This window comes from Trichlorobacter thiogenes, assembly GCF_900167465.1.
GTDB classification, from domain to species: Bacteria; Desulfobacterota; Desulfuromonadia; order Geobacterales; family Pseudopelobacteraceae; genus Trichlorobacter; species Trichlorobacter thiogenes.
In genome coordinates, this window is record NZ_FUWR01000009.1 from 14,901 (window position 1) to 36,093 (window position 21,193).

Here is a 21,193-nt window from a genome sequence, read left to right on the forward strand (position 1 = left end):
AGAACCGATGCGTCACAATCATTCAGGTAGAAGACTTGGCCGTACTACCAGTCATCGTATTGCCATGTTTAGAAATATGGTAACTTCACTCCTTAACCATGAGCGTATAGTTACTACTGATGCCAAGGCTAAAGAGATCCGTTGCGTAGCAGAAAAGATGATTACCCTTGGTAAGCGCGGCGATCTGCATGCACAACGCCAAGCAGCAGCTTATATTCGTGAGAAGTCTGTGGTGACCAAACTATTCAGCACCATCGCGCCTCGTTATAAGGATCGTGCAGGTGGGTACACCCGTATTATTAAGCTTGGCCAACGTTTAGGTGATGCTGCTTCTCTTTCGGTAATTGAGCTGGTTGAAGAGGCTACACCTCAGCAGGCTTAATTGCTATCGGTGAAGATACAAGAAAAAGCGGCTCATTTTGAGCCGCTTTTTCTTGTTTGAAGCTGGTCCTGTTAAGTTAGTAAGTCTACGACTAACCCTTTAATGCCAATCACAGAGGCTGTAATAGCCATTCTGTCCTTCTGTTCCTTTACAACAAGTTCATATAACTTGTCTGCTTCTTTATCAATCACGGTGATTATTTCATAATAGCGAGGATTCATTGGCGTACCGCCAACTTTTTCAAGTCGGTACGCTTCACTTGAAACCTGCTTGGCAAGCTTGCTTAACAGCTCTCTGAATTTCTTGAAGTTTTGAATTGTTGGTTCTTGTTCCAGTGCTTGGCCGACTGCATCAAGGGAAGCTCTTAGCTCTGTTACATCTTGATTGTAATTATTAATTTCATGCTGTTTTGTCTTCAATTCTGAAGAAAAAAGAGAAAAGAGGCCAGTCCCGTCCTTTTTAGCAGGAGTTGACTGGGCACCTTTACGCAGGTCCCGTACCCCATTTTTATCAGTAATCTTCATGTGGTCTCCGACGAAAGTAATGCTGAGGAATTATGATAAGTATAGCAGTGTGAATACGGTTTTCAAGCCGGATTCAGTGTGCTACTGTTTTGTCGCTAAACTAGCTGTATTTGCTGTAGGGGAGGTGGAGCGACGTGCTATCAGTCGAAGAACGTAAAAAGCGGATCAGGGAAGCGCTGGTTATTGTTTTATCAGTTCTGCTTATCGTACTCTTGACTGGTATTGAAATTCGCTTAACTCAAATCAGCTCCAAGGCGCCTCTCTCAAGTAATGTTGTTATCTTTGGTATGATTAATGTCATAGTGCTACTTGTTGTTCTGCTTGTCTACCTTATAAGCCGAAATATTGTAAAACTCCTCGTTGAAAGCCGTTCGAATGTTCTGGCAACCCGACTTAGAACCAAGTTAGTCATTTCGTTTGTTGGCCTTTCGCTTGTCCCCACCATGCTGCTCTTCTTTGCATCAGCAAGTTTTATCAGTAACAGTGTCCAAAACTGGTTCAATGTCCAGGTCGAAACTTCGTTAAGTGAATCCCTTGAAGTCGCTCAAACCTACTATAAGACTTCAGCCAGTAATGCCCTGTTTTACGCACATAGACTGAGTGCAACCATTAAACGCGATCGCTTGCTGAACGAAGACAGTCTTCCGCGCATGAAGATGCTGATTCGTGAAAAACAGAAAGAATACAACCTTGGGATCGTTGAGGTGTTCTCTTCGCAACGGGAGGAGCTGATTCGCGCCTCAAACCCGGTGGTGCCTTTAGGTGATTTAACCAGCCCTAATTCAGAGGATATCAATCAGGCTTTGGCTGGGCGTGAGCTTACCAAGGTAAACTCAGTCGGTAAGGCTGATCTTATTCGCGGTATTGTTCCGATATACTCTACCTATAATGACCGCGATGTGGTTGGCGTTGTTGTTGTTAATTACTATGTGCCGCATTCGCTGGTTAGTAAAATGCGCGAGATATCTGACTCCTATCAGGAGTTCAGGCGTTTAAAAATTCTCAAAAGCCCGATCACGACTGGATATCTGCTGGTCCTTTTTCTGATCGCCTCTGTGATTGTGTTTCTTTCGTTCTGGATCGGCATTTATCTGGCCAACAGCATGACCAAACCGATTCAGGCACTGGTTGATGGGACACGTGCAGTTGCTGATGGAGATCTGGATGTGGTTATTGATGCTGAAGGCCCTGATGAAATAGGTATGTTGGTTGGGTCATTTAATACCATGATTCAAGATTTGAGAACGCAACGTCAGGTCTTGAGTTCAACAAATGATGAGCTGACGCGCATCAATCTGGAGATTGAGTCACGCCGCAGATACATGGAGATTGTCCTCAGAAATGTGGCAGCAGGAGTTATTTCAGTTGATCGCGAGGGTTTGATAACTACCATCAATACCTCTGCCGAGCGTCTCCTGCATATCAATACCTTGAATGTACTAGGCCGTAATTTCCGTGAGGTGATGCGCGAGGCGCACCTGGAGATTGTACGTGATGCCTTGCGTGATATGGCGTTGACCCGTCATGATACCATCAGTCGGCAAATAGCTTTGGAAATGCGTGGTGAACGCCATGTACTTCAGATGAATCTGAGTATGCTGCGTGATGAACAGGGTGAGTTTTTGGGGTCCGTGTTGGTTCTGGATGACTTGACGCAGATGGTTAAAGGTCAAAGAATGGCAGCCTGGCGTGAAGTTGCGCGTAGAATTGCCCATGAGATTAAAAACCCGCTTACACCTATCCAGTTGTCAGCTCAGCGTTTGAGAAAGCGTTACCTTGCCCGTTTTTCTGATGAAGAAGATGGCAAGGTCTTTGACGAGTGTACGTTAATGATCAGTAAGGCCGTTGATGAATTGAAGGTCTTGGTAAACGAATTTTCAAACTTTGCCCGTATGCCGGCAGTTCAACCTGCTGAGAACGATTTAAATGAGCTGGTGCGTGAAACACTGACACTCTACGAGCAGGCCCACCGTGAGATTCAGTATCAGTTCCTGCCAGATCAGAAGCTTCCTTCTGTGAAGATCGACCGTGATCAGATCAAGCGTGTCTTAATCAACCTCCTTGAAAATGCGGTTGCTGCAATGGATAACAAGGGGACCGTGGTTATTACAACCACCTATGACGCAGAGCTTAAGATGGTCTCATGTAGTGTTGCGGATAATGGTCCTGGTATTTCTGTAGAGGTGAAATCACGACTCTTTGAACCTTATTTTTCTACTAAAAAGGGTGGTACCGGGTTAGGGCTTGCTATTGTTACCAGTATCGTATCTGATCATAACGGTTTTGTTCGGGTTCGAGATAATCTTCCGAATGGTGCCTGTTTTGTTATTGAACTGCCGGTCGCTTAGGCCATGATGAGGGGAGATGCATGTCAAAACTGATCCTGCTTGTTGATGATGAAGAAAGCATCAGGATTTCGCTTTGCGGGATTCTTGAGGATGAAGGCTATCAGGTGCTGCACGCCGAAAATGGTGCTGATGCACTTGATCTGATACGTGAAGAAGTGCCGGATATAGTGCTGCTTGATATCTGGATGCCAGGTATGGACGGTATTCAAACCCTTGATCGGATCAGGAATCTTTTTCCAGACCTGACTGTGGTCATGATGTCAGGACATGGAACGATTGAAACGGCGGTTAAGGCAACCAGAATGGGGGCGTTTGATTTTATTGAAAAGCCGTTCTCTCTGGATAAGGTCTTAATTACCATTGCCAATGCGCTTAACTTCAAGGAGTTGCGTAAAGAGAATGAGGCATTACGGCAGTCTGTTCAAAAAGAACATGAAATGGTCGGTTCTTCTGCAGGTATAGAGCTTTTACGTGCCCAGGTACAACGGGTTGCGCCTGCATCAACTCCGGTACTTATTCTTGGCGAGGAGGGGGTTGGCAAAGAACTGGTTGCCCGCGCCATTCATCATTACAGTACTCGTCGCGATAAGCCATTTGTCTCCATAAATTGTATGGCCGTACCAGAGCAATTGCTGGCAGATGAGCTGTTTGGGCATGAACGGGGTGCGTACCTTGGGGCGGATAGTCAGAAGCGCGGGCGTCTTGACCTCGCCGATGGTGGCACCCTGTTTCTTGATGAGATCCAGGAATTGTCTTTGAAGGCGCAGGGTGAACTGCTGCGGATACTTACTGAACAATGCTTTGAGCGTTGTGGTGGTTCGCGCCCGGTTCGGGTTGATGTGCGGGTTGTGGCTGCATCATCCCGCTCTCTTTCCCAAGTGGTTAAAGATGGGCTGTTTCGTGAAGATCTGTATCAACAGCTTCAGGTGGTGCCGCTTGAGTTATCTCCCCTGCGTGAACGTCGAGAAGATATTCCCCTGCTGGTCAGACATTTTGTGCGGTTGTTCCATCGTCGCGAGGGGTGGGAACCTAAGACTTTTGATGATTCCGCCCTTGCCTGTCTGCAGACCTATGACTGGCCTGGTAATGTCCGTGAGCTAAAAAATATCGTAGAACGGATTTTAATTATGGCAGCAGGCCCAGTAGTAACCGCAGACGAGCTGCCCGAACTCATGCCGGGCGGTAGCTGCAGGGCGGGGGCAGATGAGCCTGCATCTATGGATGATGAAGAAAGTGGCATTGGTTCATTACGCTCTGCACGTGAACGGTTTGAGCGGGATTTTATCATGCAGGTGCTGCAGCAGTCGCTTTGGGATCTGGACAAGGCTGCGACTGTATTGGAAATGGAGCGGACCGCTTTACAACGTAAACTGCTTCACTATGGGCTGAAGCCACAGGAGTAATACCAGTAAAGGGGGCTCTATGTCACATATTCTGACGTCAGTTGATAATCGAGTAGCAACCATAACCTTTAACCATCAAGAGACACGCAACAGTCTTAGTTGTCAATTACTGGATGAGATGCTTCAGGCCATTGATCAGTTCTCCCAAGATGATTCTGTTCGGGCGTTGGTTATTCGTGCTCCCCAAGGAACAAAGGTCTGGTCATCTGGTTTTAACATTCACGAGCTGCCTCTATCAGGCAGAGATCCTTTATCCTACAATGACCCGCTGGAGTGTCTGCTGCGAGCTGTGGCGAGATTTCATTCCCCGGTGATTGCAATGATTGAAGGATCTGTCTGGGGTGGTGCCTGTGACCTCTCATTTGTCTGTGATATTGCCATCGGATGTCCCAGCTCCTCGTTTGCCATTACGCCAGCCAAGCTGGGGGTTCCCTATAATATTTCCGGTATCATGCATTTCTTTAATATTGTGGGGCCTCGGATAGCCAGGGAAATGTTCTATACGGCAGAGCCGATCTCTGCTGAACGGGCAGTGCAAGTGGGTATATTGAATCATCTGGTAGCCACTGAAGAGCTTGAGTCATTCACCTATGCAATGGCTGGCAGGATCGCTGATAACTCCCCACTGGCTAATCGGGTGATGAAGGAGCAGTTGCGTCTGTTGGCCGACGCCTACCCCTTGCGTCCTGAGACCTTTGAATATGTACAGGGCTTGCGGCGTATGGCGTATGATAGCAGTGACTATGAAGAGGGGAAACGGGCCTTTCTTGAGCGACGTAAACCGGTTTTTACCGGTAAGTAGTGTGTCGGGACAGCAATAAGGAATAAAAAAGGGGATGCGCGAGCGCATCCCCTTTTGTTTTACAGCAGCAAGCGGTGATTAGTTACGGCCGCCAGCCTCAGCCCACTTCTCAAGCATTGCAGTGGTAACAGACTTCGGACGCTCAAGGGCATAGCCCAGACCGCGGTCCCAAGTGATGTTAGCCATGCAGCCCAGTGCGCGGCCTACACCGAACAGAACGGTGTAGAAATCGTACTCGGTCAGACCGTAGTACATCTGGATAACGCCAGATTGTGCGTCAACGTTTGGCCATGGGTTCTTGGTCTTGCCGTGCTCGGTCAGAACGCCAGGAGCAACTTCGAAGATCTTGGCGATAACTTTGAACAGCGGGTACTCGTTGAGGCCCGGGGTGTTGAGGCAGAACTCACGCTGTGAAGTGTAACGCGGGTCGGTCTTACGCAGAACAGCGTGGCCGTAGCCGGGGATAACCTGACCAGCGTTCAGGGTGTCCCACAGAGCAGCTTTGATCAGCTCTTCAGTAGGCTCTACATCCTTGCAGTACTTCTCCTGGAACTTCAGAGTCCAGTCCAGAACTTCCTGGTTTGCCAGGCCGTGCAGCGGGCCAGCCAGACCGTTCAGGCCTGCAGAGTATGCATAGTATGGGTCAGACAGAGCGGAGTGTACCAGGTGAGTGGTGTGTGCAGATACGTTACCGGACTCATGGTCGGAGTGCAGGATGAAGTACATACGTGCAACGTCCTTGTACTCCTCTTTCTGGCCGATCATATGGGCAAAGTTGGCGCCCATATCCAGCTTAGGATCGATAGCAACCTGCTTGTCACCACGATACTTCAGGTTGTAAATGAATGCAGCAATGATCGGAATACGGGCAACGATATCGCTGGCATCTTCATAGACATATTCCCAGGCAGTCATCTTGTTGAACTTGCCGGAGTTGTAGAAGCCTGCAAACTTGGAGTCTTTCTGCAGGGTTAGCATGGCAACGGACAGCATTACCATTGGATGGCTGTCTTTTGGCAGAGCGCGGATAGCGTCAAATACGTACTGGGGAACTTCCTGACGGGTTTTCCACTCGGCTACAACTTCGTCAACCTGAGCTTGAGTTGGTACGTCACCGGTAAGAAGCATGTACCAGAAAGACTCAACAGTAGGATAGTTTGAGCCGGGTGCCTTTGGCAGTGCGGCAAAGGTTTCAGGAATGGTCTTGCCACGGAAGCGGATACCTTCCTGGGGATCCAGGTAGGAAATGTCTGTTACCAGGCTGCGGATGTCGCGGGCGCCGCCGATGCACTGATCGATGGTTACTTCATCAATCTTCACCTTGCCGAATTCTTTTACCAGACGGGTGGTGCGGGGGCGATGCTCTTCGATTTTCTGCTTGAGAGTTTCCTTCAGAGCCATTGGGTACTTCTCCTTTCGGGATAATGGTGCAACTAGTTAATTGCACAATGCAATAAGCGTTTTGAATATACTGTATACAAAAATTTTGGCTGTTATAGCACCCTGTGGGGGCAAATACAACAGGTTTTTTGTATACTGAAACAACATTATAAAATTACCAGCGCATCATCTGACCTGGTCAGCTGTTTTAGCCCGTCGTTACTGAGATAGAAGGTGTTTTCGATTCCTACGGCACCTTCTCCGGGGAAGACCACTTTGGGTTCAAAGGCCCAGGCCATACCAACCTCCATGGTCTGGTCCTTAAATCCGCGGGCAATGAACGGGAATTCATCGATTTCTATCCCCAATCCATGCCCGATAAAGGAAACCTGTGAGTTTTGTGCCCCCATGAAGCTATCGGCGTAGCCCAGTTCCATGGCCAGCCCATGGCAGCGGTCATAGATCTCGCCCCAGCTGATACCCGGCACCACAATCTCTTTCATCAGTTCCTGTACCTTCAACATATCTTCAAAACCTTTGGTAAGACGATCCGACAGCGGACCGATACTAAAGATACGGGTCTGATCAACCAGATAACCGTCAATGCTGCCGGCAAAGTCCATGATAATCGGCTCGTTGCGGCCGATCGGCTTGTGTCCGGCTCCTTGGCCAAAACAGGGGGATGCCCCCAGTCCGCCGAAAGGAGTGTCGGTGTAGGCCGGAACCGCGCTGTCAGTGCCTGAGAAGGTATGGCCAAAACACATCTCTCCATTAAAGACCCGCATCCTGATCAGTCCCAGATGGCCATGCTTGCGGGCTGTGTACTCCAGCTCTGCAGCCAGCTCATAGTCCGTCATTCCCTCTTTAATGGCTTCTTTGGCCCGCTGATAGACTTTATGTACCTGATCGGCTGCATCCTGCATCAGATGGATCTCATAATGGCTCTTGATCATCCGCACTTGGCGGATCAGCGGTGTTGCATCGCTGAAGGTTACGTTGGGCCATACCTTGCGGTAACGCTCCAGAAAGACAACCGGCAATACGTCAAATTCAAGCCCGATCTGTTTCGGTTCCGGGTACCCATAGCTGGTAATGATTGCCGGTATGTCTTTAGGCGATGAAAACGGCACAACTTCTTTCAGACCTGATTCCATGCGCGCCCGTGCCTGATCCCGGCGAACCAGGTAGAGCGGTTGGCCACTGGCAGGGAGATAGAGGCAGCCATTTTGGACAGTACCGGTAAAGTAGTAGAGGTCAGCATTCTGTACAATCAGCACCGCATCAAGGCCCGATGCCTGCATCAGGTCTTGTAGTTTTTTACAGCGGAATTCAAGTTCAGTGGCTGGGGTCAGTCGCATGGATGTATAGTTCCTTTCTTTAGGCACTTGACGACAAGGCCGGAACCGGTTAGGGTGCCGCCCCATGTCAGGACGAATATTCAAATCATTTTCCATCGGCCTCTTTACCATTATTCCGGCCGGTGATCCAACTCCAAATCCATCTGGTCTGCCGATTGTGTTGGGGAAAAAAGGGGCTTTTGGTTCAGGGGAGCATGAGACCACCGCCTCCTGCCTTGAGATTATGCCTACTATTCCCGGTATCCAGGGAAGCCGTGCGCTGGATCTGGGGAGCGGCACCGGTATCCTTGCCCTGGCTGCAGTCCGTCTTGGGGCTGAGGCGGTGGTTGCGGTTGATCTGGAAGAGGCCGCAGCGGTTTCCTGTCAGGAAAATGTAGCTTTTAACGGGCTTGAAGGCAGGATCACCACGGTCTGTGGTGAGCTGGCCAGTATTGAGATACAGCTGTTTGATCTGATACTGGCTAACATCTACGCCGATATTCTGTTGCCGCTGGCGGATCAGCTGGTGGGGATGACTAATCCCGGTGGCCATCTGCTGCTTTCCGGTATCCCCTTGCAGGATAAGTTTGACATAGTACAACGCTACACCCGGTTAGGATGTAGCGTTGTTGACAGCAGGATAGGGGAGGAGTTTGCCACCTATCTCTTTCTAAGGCCGTAACTACTTCTTCAATACCAGCGCAATCAAGATCAGTACAATGATGCTTGCCACCACGGTCAGGGCTATTTTTGCCACCGACCAGGGGCGTTCGCCCTGCACTTCTCCGGTAGAACCGTTGATCAGGAAACGGTATGATTTGTCGCCGTACTTGTAGGCACTGATCCAGACCGGTAGCAGAATATGCTTGAAGGTGATCCCCTCAAACTGGGTCCGTACGGTGTTAATTCGCTGGTGGTCACCACCGATATCCGCAGCAACCGTCTCCCTGATGGCTCCGTCCATCTCCTTTTTTGCCCGTTCAAAGCCGTCACCCAGATCAACCTGGTAGGCTTCAGCCTGAAAACCACTCATATAGGCATCCTGATACGGAACAAGGGATTTCATGTCCCACGGTTCCAGCTCATCAACGATCTCTGGCGGCAGAGATCGTCCCGCCTGGACAATAACATCATCAAAGTTCTGCCAGACCGTGCCGCTGGCATGATACCAGCGGGTGTGGCGTACCTGGCGGGTTCGGCTGACCGTGTTACCGTCATCGTCGGTTTCATTGTAACGTTCGGTCTCGTAGTAATCCTCGCCCCGCTCACCGTCGTACCAGGTGGTGGAGTTCGCATCAAAGGTCCAGTAAGGGATGTACATCCCTTTGATGCCGCCATCCCGTGCGGCCTGTTCCTTCAGGCCACTGGGGGCAAACCAGAGACCACCCAACCAATCACGGAACAGTTCCATCGCCTTGTTCTTGGGGATCTTGAACGGCAGGATCGCCCCCGGTTTGATCAGGCGGCTGGCCTTTGCTTTGGCCTGCAGTTGGGTGCCGCAGAACGGGCAATGGCTCATGGAGATATTTGGCTGCAGGGTAGAGGTGCCACCGCAGGATTGGCACTTGACCGTCTGCACCTCCTGGGAATCACCCTGTTCTGTTGCTCGAGCAAAGTATTCGTAAAAATCAAGCTCTTTGATTTCCTCTGCAGACTGAGGAATCTTGTTTTCATGGCCGCAATAGGGACACTTCAGGGTGGCAGCGCCGGGGTGAAACTCCAGCTTGGCCCCGCAAGATCCGCAAGGGAACTGTTTGGTAGCTGTATTAGGTGTCTGTTGGGTCGGGTCGCTCATGCGTTGTCTCCTGATTTAGTAATTACTACCTGCTTCCAGAGAACGGTCAAGCCCCCAGCTCCTTAACCAGCTCCATTTCCTTACGTAGCACTGTATTTATCAAGGTTCCAATATCAGTTTTGCACTTGCGAGCGCGTTGACTGAAAAAACTTTCAATCGAACCTTCAAGGTACACAGGGAACTGTAGTTCTTCAGGCTTACAGTAAAATTTCCCCTGCTCTGCCTTTGAAAAATCATATTCTTTTTTCATCGTGGTCTCCTTGCAAAATAAGTCTCACGCTCGCGCTTTGTTGCTTTTCGTGCTGAAATAATTCTGACAATCAGTTCGTTGCTAATGTTTCGGATGGTATGGACAACCAGCAAAACAGATGAATCCGGAATCATGCCGATGACGATCCAGCGTTCTTCATCATTTGAATGTTCATCATCATAAAGGTTAAGCTGCCATGGATCGGCAAAAACGTGGCCAGCATCTGAAAATGATACCTTATGATTTTGAATGTTTAGTCGTTCTTTTTGTGGATCCCATTCAAATTTCATGGTTGGATTTCTCTCGCTTTGTTCCGGTTCTTAGGCCAGAAAATTTGTTATTACCATACCGTCCTCTCCTCTTACGCTGGAGGCATGGGCGGAGGAACCGCACCAAAGACCGGAGCAAGTTCAGCCACGGTACCGGCTGCTGTCCAACTTGCCATCCCCTGCTTCCAGACCAGGGTCTCGCGGGTCAGTTGACCGCTTAGAACCATCTGCTGCAGGGCTGGCGCCTCAAACGGACCAGACTGCTGACCGTTTATGGCCACAAACAGGTTAAGCTGGGGCAGGGGAGGTGGTCCCGGCATAGGTGGCGGCTGGGCTGCGCCGCCTGAAAAACCGGGATTAATGCCAGGCTGCTGCACCATATTGGTAAAGGCGCCGCCCATGGCGTTACCCATCTGACCACCCATACCAAAGCCCATGCCTATCCCCACGCCAGCCGCTGCCAGACCGCCAGGGTTGTTGGCTGCATCATTAATGGAGTTGGCGGTTTCGTACTGGGTGTACATCTGCATATTGCCGATGGCCCGCATGGCGCCGGCCTTGTCAATTGCCCGTTCCACCTCCTCAGGCAGGCCCACATCCTGTACCTGTACCTCGGTCAGGGCGATGCCAAGGCTTTCAAAAGCCGGGGCGATCCGCTCTTTCAGCATCTCACCCATGGTAAAGACCTTGCTCTCAAGGTCGATCACCGGAATCTGCAGCTCCGGCATCACTTCCTTGATCCGCATCCCGATCTTGCCCTTCAGGTTATCCTGAATCTCGTCGGTGCTGAATTCGCCATCAGTACCTGCAATTTCACGGATAAAGACGGCCGGGTCCTTGATTTTGATTGAATAGATACCAAAGGCAGTCACCCGCACTGCGCCGAATTCCGGGTCACGCATGGTGCAGGGACCGGGGGTACCCCACTTCAGGTTGGTGAACTGGCGGGTGGATACAAAGTAAACCTCAGCCTTGAAGGGGGATTCAAAGCCATACTTCCAGCCTTTGAGAGTAGCCAGAATCGGCAGGTTCTGAGTGGTCAGATCATAGGTGCCGGGCTTGAAAACATCGGCAATCTGCCCTTCATTGATAAAGACGGCTGCCTGTCCTTCGCGGACGACCAGCTTGGCACCATTCTTTATCTCGTTGTTATAACGGGGAAAACGCCAGATCAGGGTGTCGTTGGTGTCGTCCAGCCATTGGACAATGTCAATCAGTTCCGCTTTTAATTTGTCCCATAATGCCATGTTTAGTGCCTCCTTACGGGGGGTCTTGGATGTACAGCGTAAGCGGATAGTTTAAATGGTTTTAGGAATGTTGCAAGAGGAGAGATGGTAACATTTTACCTGCAGCATGAAGCTATTATGGTTAAAGAGTCTGTAAATCCTTCATAAGACGGATAACAGCCAGCTCCTTTGCCTTGGCTTCAACATCAACCGTCATCGGTTTGTTACGCCAACAGACAGGAAAATCAGCGGGATTGATATAATCGGCATGGGATTTGGGGGTAGTACTCCCCCAGCCTGATTTTGGTGATGAAATATGGCAGTACTGTTCTTGTCCGGTTGTTTTCCAGGTGGAGCCTGCCAGTTCTGTCGCCTCTTCAATCGTCAGATTATCCGGGTTGCAGCGGTGGTGGTGAACATCATAGACAAGTGGAATGGCGTGCTGCTGACAGAATGGTAGCAGATCCTGCGGTGTATAACTGACATCATCGTTTTCAAGGGTCAGACGGCTGCGAACCGATTCTGGCAAACTGTCCAAGACCTCTCCGAATCGTTGCAGTGCTGCCTGCTTATCACCATACACGCCGCCCGCATGAATGTTAATCAGATCAGCCCCAACCTTTTCTGCCAACCAGCCATGATAGGCCAGTTCCTGTACAGAATTTGCTACAACTGCCGGGTTCGGCGATGACAGCACCACAAACTGATCAGGATGAAAACTGAGCCGTATCTGCCGGGTTTGAGCAAACAGGCGGCAGGTTTCCAGGGTGGCCAGTATGGCCTCGCCACCAGGCAACTGATCTATACGGTAACCAACCTCAGGATGGGTCATGCGCGGGAAAAGCGGTGACATGATCCGAAAGGCACCAATCTCCAGCCTGGCGACCGTTTCCAGCGCCAGTTGCAGGTTGCTGGCGTTATGCAGGCAGATCTCAGACAGCTTGAGCAACTGCTGATTGCGGGGTAACGCTGATAACGCCTTGGCGGTGGTGGTGCGGAAGCTAACCGGTTCATTCTTGAACAGGCAGCAGAGGCCAAGACGAAGCAAAGACCGTGTTGATAAGGGATCGGAAGTTGTTGTATCTGGTTTTAGTGTGTCTGTGGCCATTGCTTCAGATCTCCTTACCGTGCTGCAGATTTCTGTAGAGCTGTAGAAATCTGATCCAGGCTGCTAAAAAGCTGTATACCTGTCGGCATGGCTGGTATCCCCTTGATGCCGCCACCGCCTGCCCAGAGGACAGTGGTATCAGGCAGCAGGTTGCGTAGCCGTACCAGCTGGGTGGCAACGGTACGACGGTTCATGTATTCACTGCAGGATATACCGACAATGCTGCACTCACCTTCAATCGCTCCGCGCACAATCTCTTCAAGTGGTGTCTGCACCCCCAGTAATAGTACCTCTACACCTTCCAGGGCGAGCATGCAGGTTGCCATCAACAGGCCGAGGCCGTGCTGTTCGCCAGGCAGGGTGGTTAAAAGGGCTCTGGAGTTTCCCGGTGTCTGCGGCAGACGGCGTAGGGCAGTAAGTAGTACCATGCGCGCCTGTTCCGCATAGTGGTGTTCATCCAATACCCCGATTCTGCCTGCAAACCATGCCTCTCCAACCGCATGATTCATCGGTGCCAGCACGCCAATCAGGAAATCCCGTAAGCCTTGCTGCTGCAGTAATGCTTCCAGTCGCGCCAGCAGACCGTAACGTGGTCCCGTTGCCAGTATCTGGAGTAGTTCTTCAACATCGCGCGGTACGGTTTGCGTCTCCCGCTGCTGTTGCGTGATCTGGCTCAGCTGCTGCAGATCAAGTATGGCCAGCTTGCCAGGCCGCATGCCGCTGTCCATCAGCTGCTTGATCAACCGTAGACGTTCCAGTTGCTCGACGCTGTAGTTCCGCTCACTGCGCTGATTGCGTTGTGGCGCAGGGAAACCGTAGCGTCGCTCCCATATCCGCAGAGTGTCTCGGCTGATACCGGTTTCACGTTCAAGGTCACTGATTGAAAATTGTACAGGCATAATTTGTCCTAGACAAAAATAATTTATAGTGTGAAAATAACACTATGGTTTAATTTTGTCTATGATTAAAGACAACAAACTCTTGCCACTCTGTTTGAACAGAAAGGAACAGCGTAATGTCTATGACTGACTATATTGATGAACGCTATGACGATACCTTTGAGTCGGTGTATACTATGCTTTCTGAACTTGCCCGGTGTGACCGGGCTTCGGCACTCCGGCATATCAGTCAGACACTGAAGAGCCTGTATGTACGCCAGGGCAATGATTGGACCGGTCGAGGCGCCATCGGCAATGCCGGGCTTGATGCGTCGGTGGCAGCTCATGAAGCGGTATTGCTGGAGTTATCCAGCGGAAAAAGGGGAGAACAATCATGAAAGAAAAACTGGAGCAACTGTTTTACTTCGGGTTGGGCACAGCGCTGATGGCCAAGGAGAAAATCGACCAGGCCGGTGAGTCTGCCAAGGGGATGAAAGAAGAAAATGAGCGCAAGGCCCGTGAGTTCTTTGACCAGGCCGTAGCAAAAGGCAGTGAGGAGCGGGGCCAGCTGAAAGAGAGCGTCAGAGAGTTGCTGAAAGAGGTCATGGATGAACTGGGCCTGGCCACCAAGGCAGACCTGGATGCCCTGAGGGAGGAACTGGCCAAGCAGCGTCAGGGACAGCCGTAAACCGGTGCCCCCTTTGACCCTCCTTATCAGGCTGTACCATCCACAGCGGGTCTACCGGGTCTTCCGGGTGCTGCTGACGGTGTTTCTGCTGATCAGAAAACGTCCCAGCTGGCTGGGTATCAGGCCGCTGACACCGCCACAACTGGTTGCATCCATTGAGCAGCTGGGAGCCAGCTTCATCAAGCTGGCCCAGGTGCTGGCCACCCGGGCTGATTTCTTTGACAGCAGCTATCTGGAACCGTTGCGTCACCTGCATGATCGTCTGCCACCCATGCCTGCTGCTGATTTTCAGCAGGTCTTTGACCGTGCCTTTGGGGATGGTGCCTGCTTCAGCAGTTTTGAAGCAGAGCCGCTGGCCTGCGCCTCCATTGGTCAGGTGCATCGGGCAACTCTGCTGGATGGCAGAAAGGCAGCGGTCAAGCTGCGGCGCAACCGGATTGAACGGGTGGTGCGGGAGGATATCCGTCTGCTTGGCTGGTTTCTGGCCCTGCTGCATCCCCTGTTTGCTGAATACACCCGCAACTCCATAGAGGCGGTGCTGATCGCCTTTCGCCGCACCATCTTGCAGGAAGTGGATATGCAGGCAGAACTGTCCAATCTGGAACGGTTCCGACAGGCCTATCCTGATTCCGGCGTCCGTATGCCGGTTCCGTATCCGCAGTACTGCAGCCATGATGCCCTGGTGATGAGCTTTGAAGAAGGGGTCCGTTTTGATGATCAGGAACGTCTGGCCGGTCTGGATGTTTCGTTTGCCGCCCTGATGGAAAAACTGGTGCTGTTTTACACGGAACAGATGCTGGTCAAGGGGTTCTTTCATGCCGATCCCCACCCCGGCAACCTGCTGGTGACCGAAGGGGGCGAACTGGTATTGCTGGATTTCGGCATGGTCAGCCGGATTCCCAATGCCATCCGCCTGGCCATGATCAACACCGTTAAAGCAGCCTACGAGCGGGATTTTGAACTGTTGGTGCAGGCCACCCGCAAGCTGGGGATTATCACCGACAGCGCGCCCCAGGATGAACTGACCGGTCTGGCCGAGGAGATCTTTCGGATCTTTGACAATGACCAACTGAGTGCCGGTAGCATGCAGGAACTGGCCTTCGGGGTTATGGATGCGCTCAAGGAGTACCCGTTCAAGCTGCCCCAGGAGATCGTCTATGTCATGCGTGCCAGCTCGATTATTGAGGGGCTGGGCACCAGCTATATCGAGAACTACAACGGGGTTAAGGATGTGCTGCCGGTCTTGAAGGCCAACCTGACCCGCGCACTGGGGGAACGTGACAGCATCTGGGGAGTGGTGACCCATGAACTGGCGCAACTGCCGCTGACTCTAGTCAAGGCCCGTCACCTGGTGGATACCCTGCAGCAGGGGGATCTGACCGTACATCTGGCTGAAGAAGATCGTCGCGCACTGCTACGCCCGGCTCAATTGTGGCTGCAGCAGATGACCTGGATCGGCCTGCTGGTGGCGCTGGCCTTCTACCTGCGGGGATTCGTGCATCCGCTGGCTGGCTGGTTGTCCCTGGGCTGCTTCGGGCTGGCCTTTGTCAGGCTTGTGTGGTGGAAAAAGGTGTAATTCTGATAACGGTAATCACGACAAGTGCGTTACCGCCGGAAAAGGCGGTGAGCCGTTGTATAACGTAATAGATTACAAAGGACTACGACTAGCTAAAGTGTAACAGCAAACCCAACCACCCCCAACCCCTCCTTTGGTAAGGAGGGGAGGAAACATAAAAGTTCCCCTCCTGTTTCAGGAGGGGCTAGGGGTGGTAACTTCCCCTACGGCCCCACCACTACCTTATCCACAACCAGCGTACCGCTGCTGATGGTCAGGCTGCCGTTAATGGTACTGTAACCGGTCTGGCTGCTGAAAGTGCTGTCACTGTAGCCACCCTTCAGGGTCAGGGTCAGGGTATGGCTGTTCTGCAGGATAACGTTTTCTGCAAAACCAATAGCCGTGGCCCGGATGGTTGCATCCTGAACCGGTGCTGCCAGGGCGCTGTTAATGCTGTAATAGGCGGTGCTGTCACCATCAATCTTTACCGTGGCCGCGCCTGGGCTGAATGTGGCAGTTACCGCCTTGTTTGCGCTCATGGTGATGCTGCCGGGATTGCTGATACTGACGTAATCACCGCTCCAACTGCTGAAGGTTGAGTTGGAACCGGTGGCGGTCAGGGTAACGGTATCGCTTAGGTTAAAGGTAACCGGCTGACAGACGCCGGGGGTGTTGCAGGTGTAGTTGGTGCCGCTGTCGTTATGGCTGGTAACTGAGCCGTTGCCGGAGATGGTGACGGTGAGGGTTGGCATAATAACGCGGACGCCGTAGCTGTCGGCATTGGTTGCCGTGCCCTTGAGATGAAGCCACCCCAGCGCTTCGCTCCAGCCAAAGCCGTCAAGGGCGCCGGTTGTGCTATTGATTGTAACCCCACCGCCGCTGGGAGCAAAATTGATCCAACCGCTGGTTTCAGACCAAGCAAAACCGGATAGCGCATCGCCGATCCGGTTTACCCCCCAGTCGGCATTGCTTGTGTTGGCGTAGATAAAGCTGCCGCCGTCGGTGTGGCTCCCCAGCTTGATCCAGCCGATGCTTTCGCTCCAAGCAAAGCCTTCCAGGTGATCGACATAGAGTGTCACTCCACCGCTGCTAGGGGCAAAGTTGATCCATCCGCTGGTTTCGGACCATGCGTATTTTTCGGTGGAGCTGATGTTGCTGGCCAGGGCCGCAGTGACAAAGGAGAGGAGTGCTAGGCCAGCAATGATGCCGCTTGAAAAGATATGTCTCATGAGGGGGCTGCCTCTCTGTTAATGGATATCCAAAGAGTCGGATGATCTACTGTCTGTCACGTACAGGCCAGACGTAATTACTGTAGGTCTTAACGTAGGCATTTATGACGCCACTGCTTATGGCGACGTTCCAAGAACCGCTGCTAGAGCTGGAGCTGGACGACCAGTATTGACTGGACTGGACGGACGTAAACGGACTGGCCGGCGGCCAGACGGGACCCAGACTAAGTAGCTCATTGACGTTCGGCAGACGCCATTGGCCGGTGGATGAGCCGTCAGTCAGGCCGCAGAGGCCACTGGACAGATTATTGCTCCAGGTCAAAGCATTTGCCCACGTAAGTTTTCCACTACTATTACTGATGCCGCCAACGGTCTCAGTGCAGCTGGCGTTTTTCAGCCAGATCAATCCGCTATAGTTATCCGTGACCGTGCCGTTGCTGTTATCTGTAAAACGCGAACTGTTGGATGGCACCCACGAAGGGACGGCGTAATTGCCAGTATTACCGGTTTTCGGCAGTATCACCGGAAGGCAGCCGTTCTGATACGCACCATCATCACCGGTTGCATAGCTGGTGCTCTGGCCAGTGGACGACACTTCCCTGCATTTACCGCTGATACCGAAAACAGAGGTACCGCTTCTGATGTTACCTGCAACCAGGTTGGCGTCCCCGGCCACTGTTCCGGAACCGTTGTGATAACCGGCGGCAATGGCTTGGCTTGTAGTGCCGGGGGTGATGCTGACTGCGCCGTTATTGGGCATGGTGCCGGTCAGGCCTGTCGAAACGGCAGTTGAAAAGGTGGCTCCGGAAAGCACGCTTTCGACAGTGGCCGTACCGGTTGCCTGGATGACCGAGGCAGTGGCTGTTTTACCTCCGAAATAATACCCGTCCGGTATCGTGAAAGTCAGCAGTCCGTTACCACCGGTAACATTACCTTGCACCGGAATCGCACCCGTGTTTACCCCCCAGGTCCCGTCAGTTCTAAGCCCCCAAAACGTCTTGCCGGACAAGACATCACTTGCTGTAGCACCGTTGGTGTTGTCCGGCGCCGGGAGCTTTGCCTGAATCTCAGCTAGTGTCCTGCTGCTACCCACAGTAGGCCCTGCGGTCGGCTCGGTAAACTGGCTCGTATTGGGTGCCGGGATGGCTGCGCCGGTATCCAGCAGGTTGTAGATCTGGTTGATAGTCGGCATGTTGCTGCCAGCACTGCCGGGGGCGTCTAAATTTCCAGCAAAGCCTGATAACGGAAAGCTGGCCAGCAAAAGCGTGATAAGGCGGGTTGCGTATTTCATGTTTTTGTCCTCTGTTTGGTGCAATGTACGTTTTGTTTTCTATTTCCACCTTGAGTGTAAAGGTGGCCTTGGACGGTGCGAAACGTCCTCTACGGCCCCACCATTACCTTATCCACAACCAGCGTTCCGCTGCTGATGGTCAGGCTGCCGTTAATGGTACTGTAACCGGTCTGGTCGGTGAAGGTGGCGTCACTGTAGCCACCTTTCAGAGTTACGGTGACGCTGCTTTGCAGGGTCACGTCTTCCGTGAAATTGGTAGCCGTGGCCCGGACGACCGCATCCTGCACCGGCGCGGCCAGCGCCGTATTAATGCTGTAGTACGGGGTGTTGTCACCATCAATCTTTACCGTTGCAGCGCCTGGGCTGAATGTGGCAGTTACCGCCTTGTCTGCATTCATGGTGATGCTGCCGGGATTGCTGATGCTGACGTAATCCCCGCTCCAACTGCTGAAGCTGGAGTTTGAACCGGTGGCGGTCAGGGTAACGGTATCGCCACTGCCAAACGGCACAGCGCTACAGGTTGCGGTATTACAGGCATAGCCAAGTCCGCTGCCATTTGAACTGTTCACCGTACCGTTGCCGCTGATAGCAAGGGTCAGCCAGTAACCGTTAATATTCAGGGCACCGCTGATAAAAGAAATGTCATAGCCCAACTGGTCTGAAAACAGGCCGTCCGGTGTAATGGTGTAACTGCCAATTGCCGTAGCCCCCTGGGAGCTACCGGCATAGGTCAAACTGCCTGCCACCCTGGTTGCATTATACCCGGCCGGTGCAAACAGCACCCCGTTGCCGCCGCTGTAGGGGGTAGCGTCATAGTTCTTGGCTACATTATTGGCCGTCACACTCATGGGGGTCAAAAAGCTGCGCAAGAGCGGCGTGGTCTGGCTGTCGTAGATACGCCAGGCCGCGGAGGAACCGCCCGTTGTGCTGATGTCCCAGCCGGCGAAGGTGGCCGCCTGCGTCAGTTCGGCGGAAGTCTTGCCGGTGCCGCCGTCGCTGGTCGCCTGGCCGGAAACCTGAGTGTCCCAGTAGCTGTTGGTGACGGTGGCATAGACGTTGAACTGATAGCCGACCAGGCCGCCGACATGGCTCTGGCCAACCACCGCACCAGCAGCGTAGCTGTTGGTAACCGAGGTGCCGGGGCTCAGGTAACCCACCAGCCCGCCCACGTTCGCATTCGTAGCAGAGACATTCCCGACCGTTCCTGTGGCGTAGCTGTCGGCAATCGAGGCGCCGTCGTATCCCGTCATGCCGACCAGCCCGCCCACCCCCTCCGCATAGCTGGGGTTGACCGATCCTGAGGCATAGCTGCCGGCAATGGCGCCGTTGTTCACCCCGACCAGCCCGCCGAAGCCTTGGCCCAGCGCCATGTTGAACTGGCCCACCACATCAAAGCTCGCCGAACTGTTGTAAATGGCGCCCTCGTTTTCACCCACCAGGCCGCCGACGGAATTTGTACTGTGGATATCCGCCCCGTAGACATCGTAGGGGACGACATGACTGTTGAGGATGGTGCCGGCGTTGGCGCCCACCAGGCCGCCGACGAACTGGCCCGTTCCCCTGATCGACGCCCCATCCATCATGGCTACGACATTGCGAATGATGCCGCCGGTATCGTTGGCGCCCGCCAGGGAACCGACGAAGTTCACGCCAAAGACATTGGAGTACATCCCATCCATACTGATCTGCACGTTCTCCAGGGTGCCGGTGTTGAAGCCGAACAGTCCCTGGAAATCGGCGGCATTGACGACGTAAGGATTCCAGACCACGTGGCCCAGGCCGGTGAACGCGCCGGTGAACGGCGTGTATTGATCGGCACCCAGCGGCGTCCATAATAAGCTGCCCAAATTGACATCGCCGCCGAGGGCGTAATGCCCGGCCAGGTTGCCGCTGATCGCCGTCAGTTGCGCCGGGGTCTGGATGACGATGTAGTCTTGGCCATTGATGGTGAGGAAGCCGGCGCCGGAGCGGTCGGGGAAATCCAGCCGCCCGGCGAAGCTCCGGCTGCCGGTGCCGTCGTGCCCCGGATTGAAAACGAAATTTACCGCGCCGCCGGGGGTGAGCGTCAGGCTGGAACTGCCGGAGGCGGTCATGACGGCATTGACGTTGATGTCGTTGGTGGCGGTCAGAGTCAGTTTGTTGGCAGACCAGCTGATGTCGGTTGCCACGGTTATGCTGCTGCCCGCAGTGATGACCACCCCGCTGTTTGCCAGACGGTCTGTGATGTCACTTACTGCCACGCTGGAAACACCGCTGGCGCCCGGTGTCCAGACATCCGGTGAGGCGCCTGACCAGCTACCGTTGCTGGAGGCTGCCGTGCCGATGGTGACGGTGGCGGAATCAGCCCATGCCGGTTGCAGCGGTGCCAGCAGGCAGATGAACAGTACCAACAGCAGGATCGGTTTAAGGTGCGGTATGTTTTTCATGGTACGTTCCTTCATTTTTGAAAATGGCAGTTCACGAAACACAGAGCACCGGAGCAACAGAGAAATCAACCTGGAAAAGCAGTGAGCCGCCACAGAACGCAAAGATCACAAAGAACTGCACGTAGCTGGATAGTGTGACCGTTAAACCTAAAAAAGCAGTTGTCCACGAAGTTCACGAAGAAACACCAAGAAAAACAGATTGTTTAGGCCAAGGCAGCAACAACCTTTTGGGTGAATCATGTGTTTGCTGTAACCTGTTGAATCTTCGTGAAACTTCGTGTCCTTCGTGGAGATGAACTGCC

General features: G+C 52.7%; 21 protein-coding genes and 1 pseudogene. 10 read left to right on the top strand and 12 right to left on the bottom strand.

The window, feature by feature from the left end:
• Positions 1 to 7 precede the first annotated feature (7 nt).
• Positions 8 to 361 (top strand): annotated as a pseudogene (gene rplQ / locus B5D39_RS09125) (50S ribosomal protein L17); the annotation flags it as partial.
• A gap of 92 nt (positions 362 to 453) precedes the next feature.
• Here rplQ and B5D39_RS09130 read toward each other — a convergent pair.
• Positions 454 to 906, bottom strand: coding sequence for a YaaR family protein (locus tag B5D39_RS09130; RefSeq protein WP_078790156.1), 453 nt, complete (start codon positions 904 to 906; stop codon positions 454 to 456).
• 134 nt (positions 907 to 1,040) lie between these two features.
• Between B5D39_RS09130 and B5D39_RS09135 the strand changes: the two genes are divergently transcribed.
• From B5D39_RS09135 to scpB, 3 genes are read left to right on the top strand one after another with little or no spacing between them, the layout of a single operon-like run.
• A complete protein-coding gene (locus tag B5D39_RS09135) occupies positions 1,041 to 3,254 on the top strand; it encodes a sensor histidine kinase (protein WP_078790157.1) in 2,214 nt (737 codons plus the stop codon).
• 20 nt (positions 3,255 to 3,274) lie between these two features.
• Complete coding sequence (locus B5D39_RS09140; RefSeq protein ID WP_078790158.1) at positions 3,275 to 4,657, top strand: sigma-54-dependent transcriptional regulator; 1,383 nt, start codon at positions 3,275 to 3,277, stop codon at positions 4,655 to 4,657.
• A gap of 19 nt (positions 4,658 to 4,676) precedes the next feature.
• The gene (scpB, locus tag B5D39_RS09145) at positions 4,677 to 5,459 is read left to right on the top strand and encodes a methylmalonyl-CoA decarboxylase (RefSeq protein ID WP_078790159.1); all 783 of its coding nucleotides are present in this window, start codon (positions 4,677 to 4,679) and stop codon (positions 5,457 to 5,459) included.
• 78 nt (positions 5,460 to 5,537) lie between these two features.
• Here scpB and B5D39_RS09150 read toward each other — a convergent pair whose 3' ends face one another.
• Entirely contained in the window at positions 5,538 to 6,860 is a 1,323-nt protein-coding gene (locus B5D39_RS09150) for a citrate (Si)-synthase (RefSeq protein ID WP_078790160.1), read from the bottom strand.
• A 146-nt stretch (positions 6,861 to 7,006) separates the two neighbouring features.
• A complete protein-coding gene (locus B5D39_RS09155) occupies positions 7,007 to 8,197 on the bottom strand; it encodes a M24 family metallopeptidase (RefSeq protein ID WP_078790161.1) in 1,191 nt (396 codons plus the stop codon).
• A gap of 64 nt (positions 8,198 to 8,261) precedes the next feature.
• Between B5D39_RS09155 and B5D39_RS09160 the strand changes: the two genes are divergently transcribed.
• Positions 8,262 to 8,858, top strand: a complete 597-nt coding sequence (locus B5D39_RS09160) for a 50S ribosomal protein L11 methyltransferase (protein ID WP_078790162.1) — start codon at positions 8,262 to 8,264, stop codon at positions 8,856 to 8,858.
• Here the strand turns inward: B5D39_RS09160 and B5D39_RS09165 are convergent, their stop codons facing one another.
• The 6 genes from B5D39_RS09165 to B5D39_RS09190 all read right to left on the bottom strand — a co-directional run bounded on the left by B5D39_RS09165 (position 8,859) and on the right by B5D39_RS09190 (position 13,723).
• Positions 8,859 to 9,971: a TFIIB-type zinc ribbon-containing protein gene (locus B5D39_RS09165; protein ID WP_078790163.1), complete on the bottom strand. Its 1,113-nt coding sequence runs from the start codon at positions 9,969 to 9,971 to the stop codon at positions 8,859 to 8,861.
• 46 nt (positions 9,972 to 10,017) lie between these two features.
• Positions 10,018 to 10,221, bottom strand: coding sequence for a hypothetical protein (locus tag B5D39_RS09170; protein WP_078790164.1), 204 nt, complete (start codon positions 10,219 to 10,221; stop codon positions 10,018 to 10,020).
• On the bottom strand, positions 10,218 to 10,511 hold the full coding sequence (locus B5D39_RS09175) for a BrnT family toxin (RefSeq protein ID WP_078790165.1): 294 nt from the start codon (positions 10,509 to 10,511) through the stop codon (positions 10,218 to 10,220). Before B5D39_RS09175 ends, B5D39_RS09170 begins: the two co-directional genes overlap by 4 nt.
• Positions 10,512 to 10,582: 71 nt before the next feature.
• A complete protein-coding gene (locus tag B5D39_RS09180) occupies positions 10,583 to 11,737 on the bottom strand; it encodes an SPFH domain-containing protein (RefSeq protein ID WP_078790166.1) in 1,155 nt (384 codons plus the stop codon).
• Positions 11,738 to 11,858: 121 nt separating this feature from the next.
• Positions 11,859 to 12,764 (bottom strand): UV DNA damage repair endonuclease UvsE, encoded by a 906-nt coding sequence (gene uvsE / locus B5D39_RS09185; RefSeq protein WP_208610568.1) that lies wholly within the window; start codon positions 12,762 to 12,764, stop codon positions 11,859 to 11,861.
• A 74-nt stretch (positions 12,765 to 12,838) separates the two neighbouring features.
• Positions 12,839 to 13,723, bottom strand: coding sequence for a MerR family transcriptional regulator (locus tag B5D39_RS09190; protein ID WP_078790168.1), 885 nt, complete (start codon positions 13,721 to 13,723; stop codon positions 12,839 to 12,841).
• Positions 13,724 to 13,839: 116 nt separating this feature from the next.
• Here B5D39_RS09190 and B5D39_RS09195 point away from each other — a divergent pair, with 116 nt between their 5' ends.
• Genes B5D39_RS09195 through B5D39_RS09205 form a run of 3 tightly spaced genes read left to right on the top strand, consistent with a single transcriptional unit; the run spans position 13,840 to position 15,966 of the window.
• Positions 13,840 to 14,100 (top strand): hypothetical protein, encoded by a 261-nt coding sequence (locus tag B5D39_RS09195; RefSeq protein ID WP_078790169.1) that lies wholly within the window; start codon positions 13,840 to 13,842, stop codon positions 14,098 to 14,100.
• A complete protein-coding gene (locus B5D39_RS09200; protein WP_078790170.1) occupies positions 14,097 to 14,390 on the top strand; it encodes a phasin family protein in 294 nt (97 codons plus the stop codon). The genes B5D39_RS09195 and B5D39_RS09200 overlap by 4 nt, the downstream gene beginning before the upstream one ends.
• A 4-nt stretch (positions 14,391 to 14,394) precedes the next feature.
• The gene (locus B5D39_RS09205; protein WP_078790171.1) at positions 14,395 to 15,966 is read left to right on the top strand and encodes an ABC1 kinase family protein; all 1,572 of its coding nucleotides are present in this window, start codon (positions 14,395 to 14,397) and stop codon (positions 15,964 to 15,966) included.
• A 203-nt stretch (positions 15,967 to 16,169) separates the two neighbouring features.
• Here B5D39_RS09205 and B5D39_RS09210 read toward each other — a convergent pair whose 3' ends face one another.
• The 3 genes from B5D39_RS09210 to B5D39_RS09220 form a co-directional block, all read right to left on the bottom strand.
• Positions 16,170 to 17,174: a hypothetical protein gene (locus B5D39_RS09210; protein ID WP_078790172.1), complete on the bottom strand. Its 1,005-nt coding sequence runs from the start codon at positions 17,172 to 17,174 to the stop codon at positions 16,170 to 16,172.
• Between the two features lie 46 nt (positions 17,175 to 17,220).
• A complete protein-coding gene (locus B5D39_RS09215) occupies positions 17,221 to 18,465 on the bottom strand; it encodes an Lcl C-terminal domain-containing protein (RefSeq protein ID WP_078790173.1) in 1,245 nt (414 codons plus the stop codon).
• An 89-nt stretch (positions 18,466 to 18,554) separates the two neighbouring features.
• Complete coding sequence (locus B5D39_RS09220; protein ID WP_139366735.1) at positions 18,555 to 20,234, bottom strand: GLUG motif-containing protein; 1,680 nt, start codon at positions 20,232 to 20,234, stop codon at positions 18,555 to 18,557.
• Between the two features lie 102 nt (positions 20,235 to 20,336).
• Between B5D39_RS09220 and B5D39_RS16780 the strand changes: the two genes are divergently transcribed.
• Both B5D39_RS16780 and B5D39_RS16785 read left to right on the top strand, forming a co-directional pair.
• Positions 20,337 to 20,747 carry a hypothetical protein gene (locus B5D39_RS16780; RefSeq protein WP_139366736.1) on the top strand — a complete coding sequence of 137 codons (411 nt, stop codon included), beginning with the start codon at positions 20,337 to 20,339 and terminating at the stop codon, positions 20,745 to 20,747.
• The gene (locus tag B5D39_RS16785; protein ID WP_139366737.1) at positions 20,689 to 20,976 is read left to right on the top strand and encodes a hypothetical protein; all 288 of its coding nucleotides are present in this window, start codon (positions 20,689 to 20,691) and stop codon (positions 20,974 to 20,976) included. Before B5D39_RS16780 ends, B5D39_RS16785 begins: the two co-directional genes overlap by 59 nt.
• Positions 20,977 to 21,193: the final 217 nt, after the last annotated feature.

Excerpts from the sequence above, each read along its gene's own strand:
- B5D39_RS09160 (WP_078790162.1), top strand. The coding sequence starts at position 8,262 with ATGTCAGGACGAATATTCAAATCATTTTCCATCGGCCTCTTTACCATT.
- B5D39_RS09190 (WP_078790168.1), bottom strand. The coding sequence starts at position 13,723 with ATGCCTGTACAATTTTCAATCAGTGACCTTGAACGTGAAACCGGTATC.
- B5D39_RS16785 (WP_139366737.1), top strand. The coding sequence starts at position 20,689 with ATGTCACTTACTGCCACGCTGGAAACACCGCTGGCGCCCGGTGTCCAG.
- B5D39_RS09155 (WP_078790161.1), bottom strand. The coding sequence starts at position 8,197 with ATGCGACTGACCCCAGCCACTGAACTTGAATTCCGCTGTAAAAAACTA.
- B5D39_RS16780 (WP_139366736.1), top strand. The coding sequence starts at position 20,337 with ATGCCCGGCCAGGTTGCCGCTGATCGCCGTCAGTTGCGCCGGGGTCTG.
- B5D39_RS09140 (WP_078790158.1), top strand. The coding sequence starts at position 3,275 with ATGTCAAAACTGATCCTGCTTGTTGATGATGAAGAAAGCATCAGGATT.
- B5D39_RS09130 (WP_078790156.1), bottom strand. The coding sequence starts at position 906 with ATGAAGATTACTGATAAAAATGGGGTACGGGACCTGCGTAAAGGTGCC.
- B5D39_RS09195 (WP_078790169.1), top strand. The coding sequence starts at position 13,840 with ATGTCTATGACTGACTATATTGATGAACGCTATGACGATACCTTTGAG.
- B5D39_RS09180 (WP_078790166.1), bottom strand. The coding sequence starts at position 11,737 with ATGGCATTATGGGACAAATTAAAAGCGGAACTGATTGACATTGTCCAA.
- B5D39_RS09175 (WP_078790165.1), bottom strand. The coding sequence starts at position 10,511 with ATGAAATTTGAATGGGATCCACAAAAAGAACGACTAAACATTCAAAAT.
- B5D39_RS09170 (WP_078790164.1), bottom strand. The coding sequence starts at position 10,221 with ATGAAAAAAGAATATGATTTTTCAAAGGCAGAGCAGGGGAAATTTTAC.
- B5D39_RS09200 (WP_078790170.1), top strand. The coding sequence starts at position 14,097 with ATGAAAGAAAAACTGGAGCAACTGTTTTACTTCGGGTTGGGCACAGCG.
- B5D39_RS09150 (WP_078790160.1), bottom strand. The coding sequence starts at position 6,860 with ATGGCTCTGAAGGAAACTCTCAAGCAGAAAATCGAAGAGCATCGCCCC.
- B5D39_RS09215 (WP_078790173.1), bottom strand. The coding sequence starts at position 18,465 with ATGAAATACGCAACCCGCCTTATCACGCTTTTGCTGGCCAGCTTTCCG.
- B5D39_RS09165 (WP_078790163.1), bottom strand. The coding sequence starts at position 9,971 with ATGAGCGACCCGACCCAACAGACACCTAATACAGCTACCAAACAGTTC.
- scpB (WP_078790159.1), top strand. The coding sequence starts at position 4,677 with ATGTCACATATTCTGACGTCAGTTGATAATCGAGTAGCAACCATAACC.
- B5D39_RS09210 (WP_078790172.1), bottom strand. The coding sequence starts at position 17,174 with ATGAGACATATCTTTTCAAGCGGCATCATTGCTGGCCTAGCACTCCTC.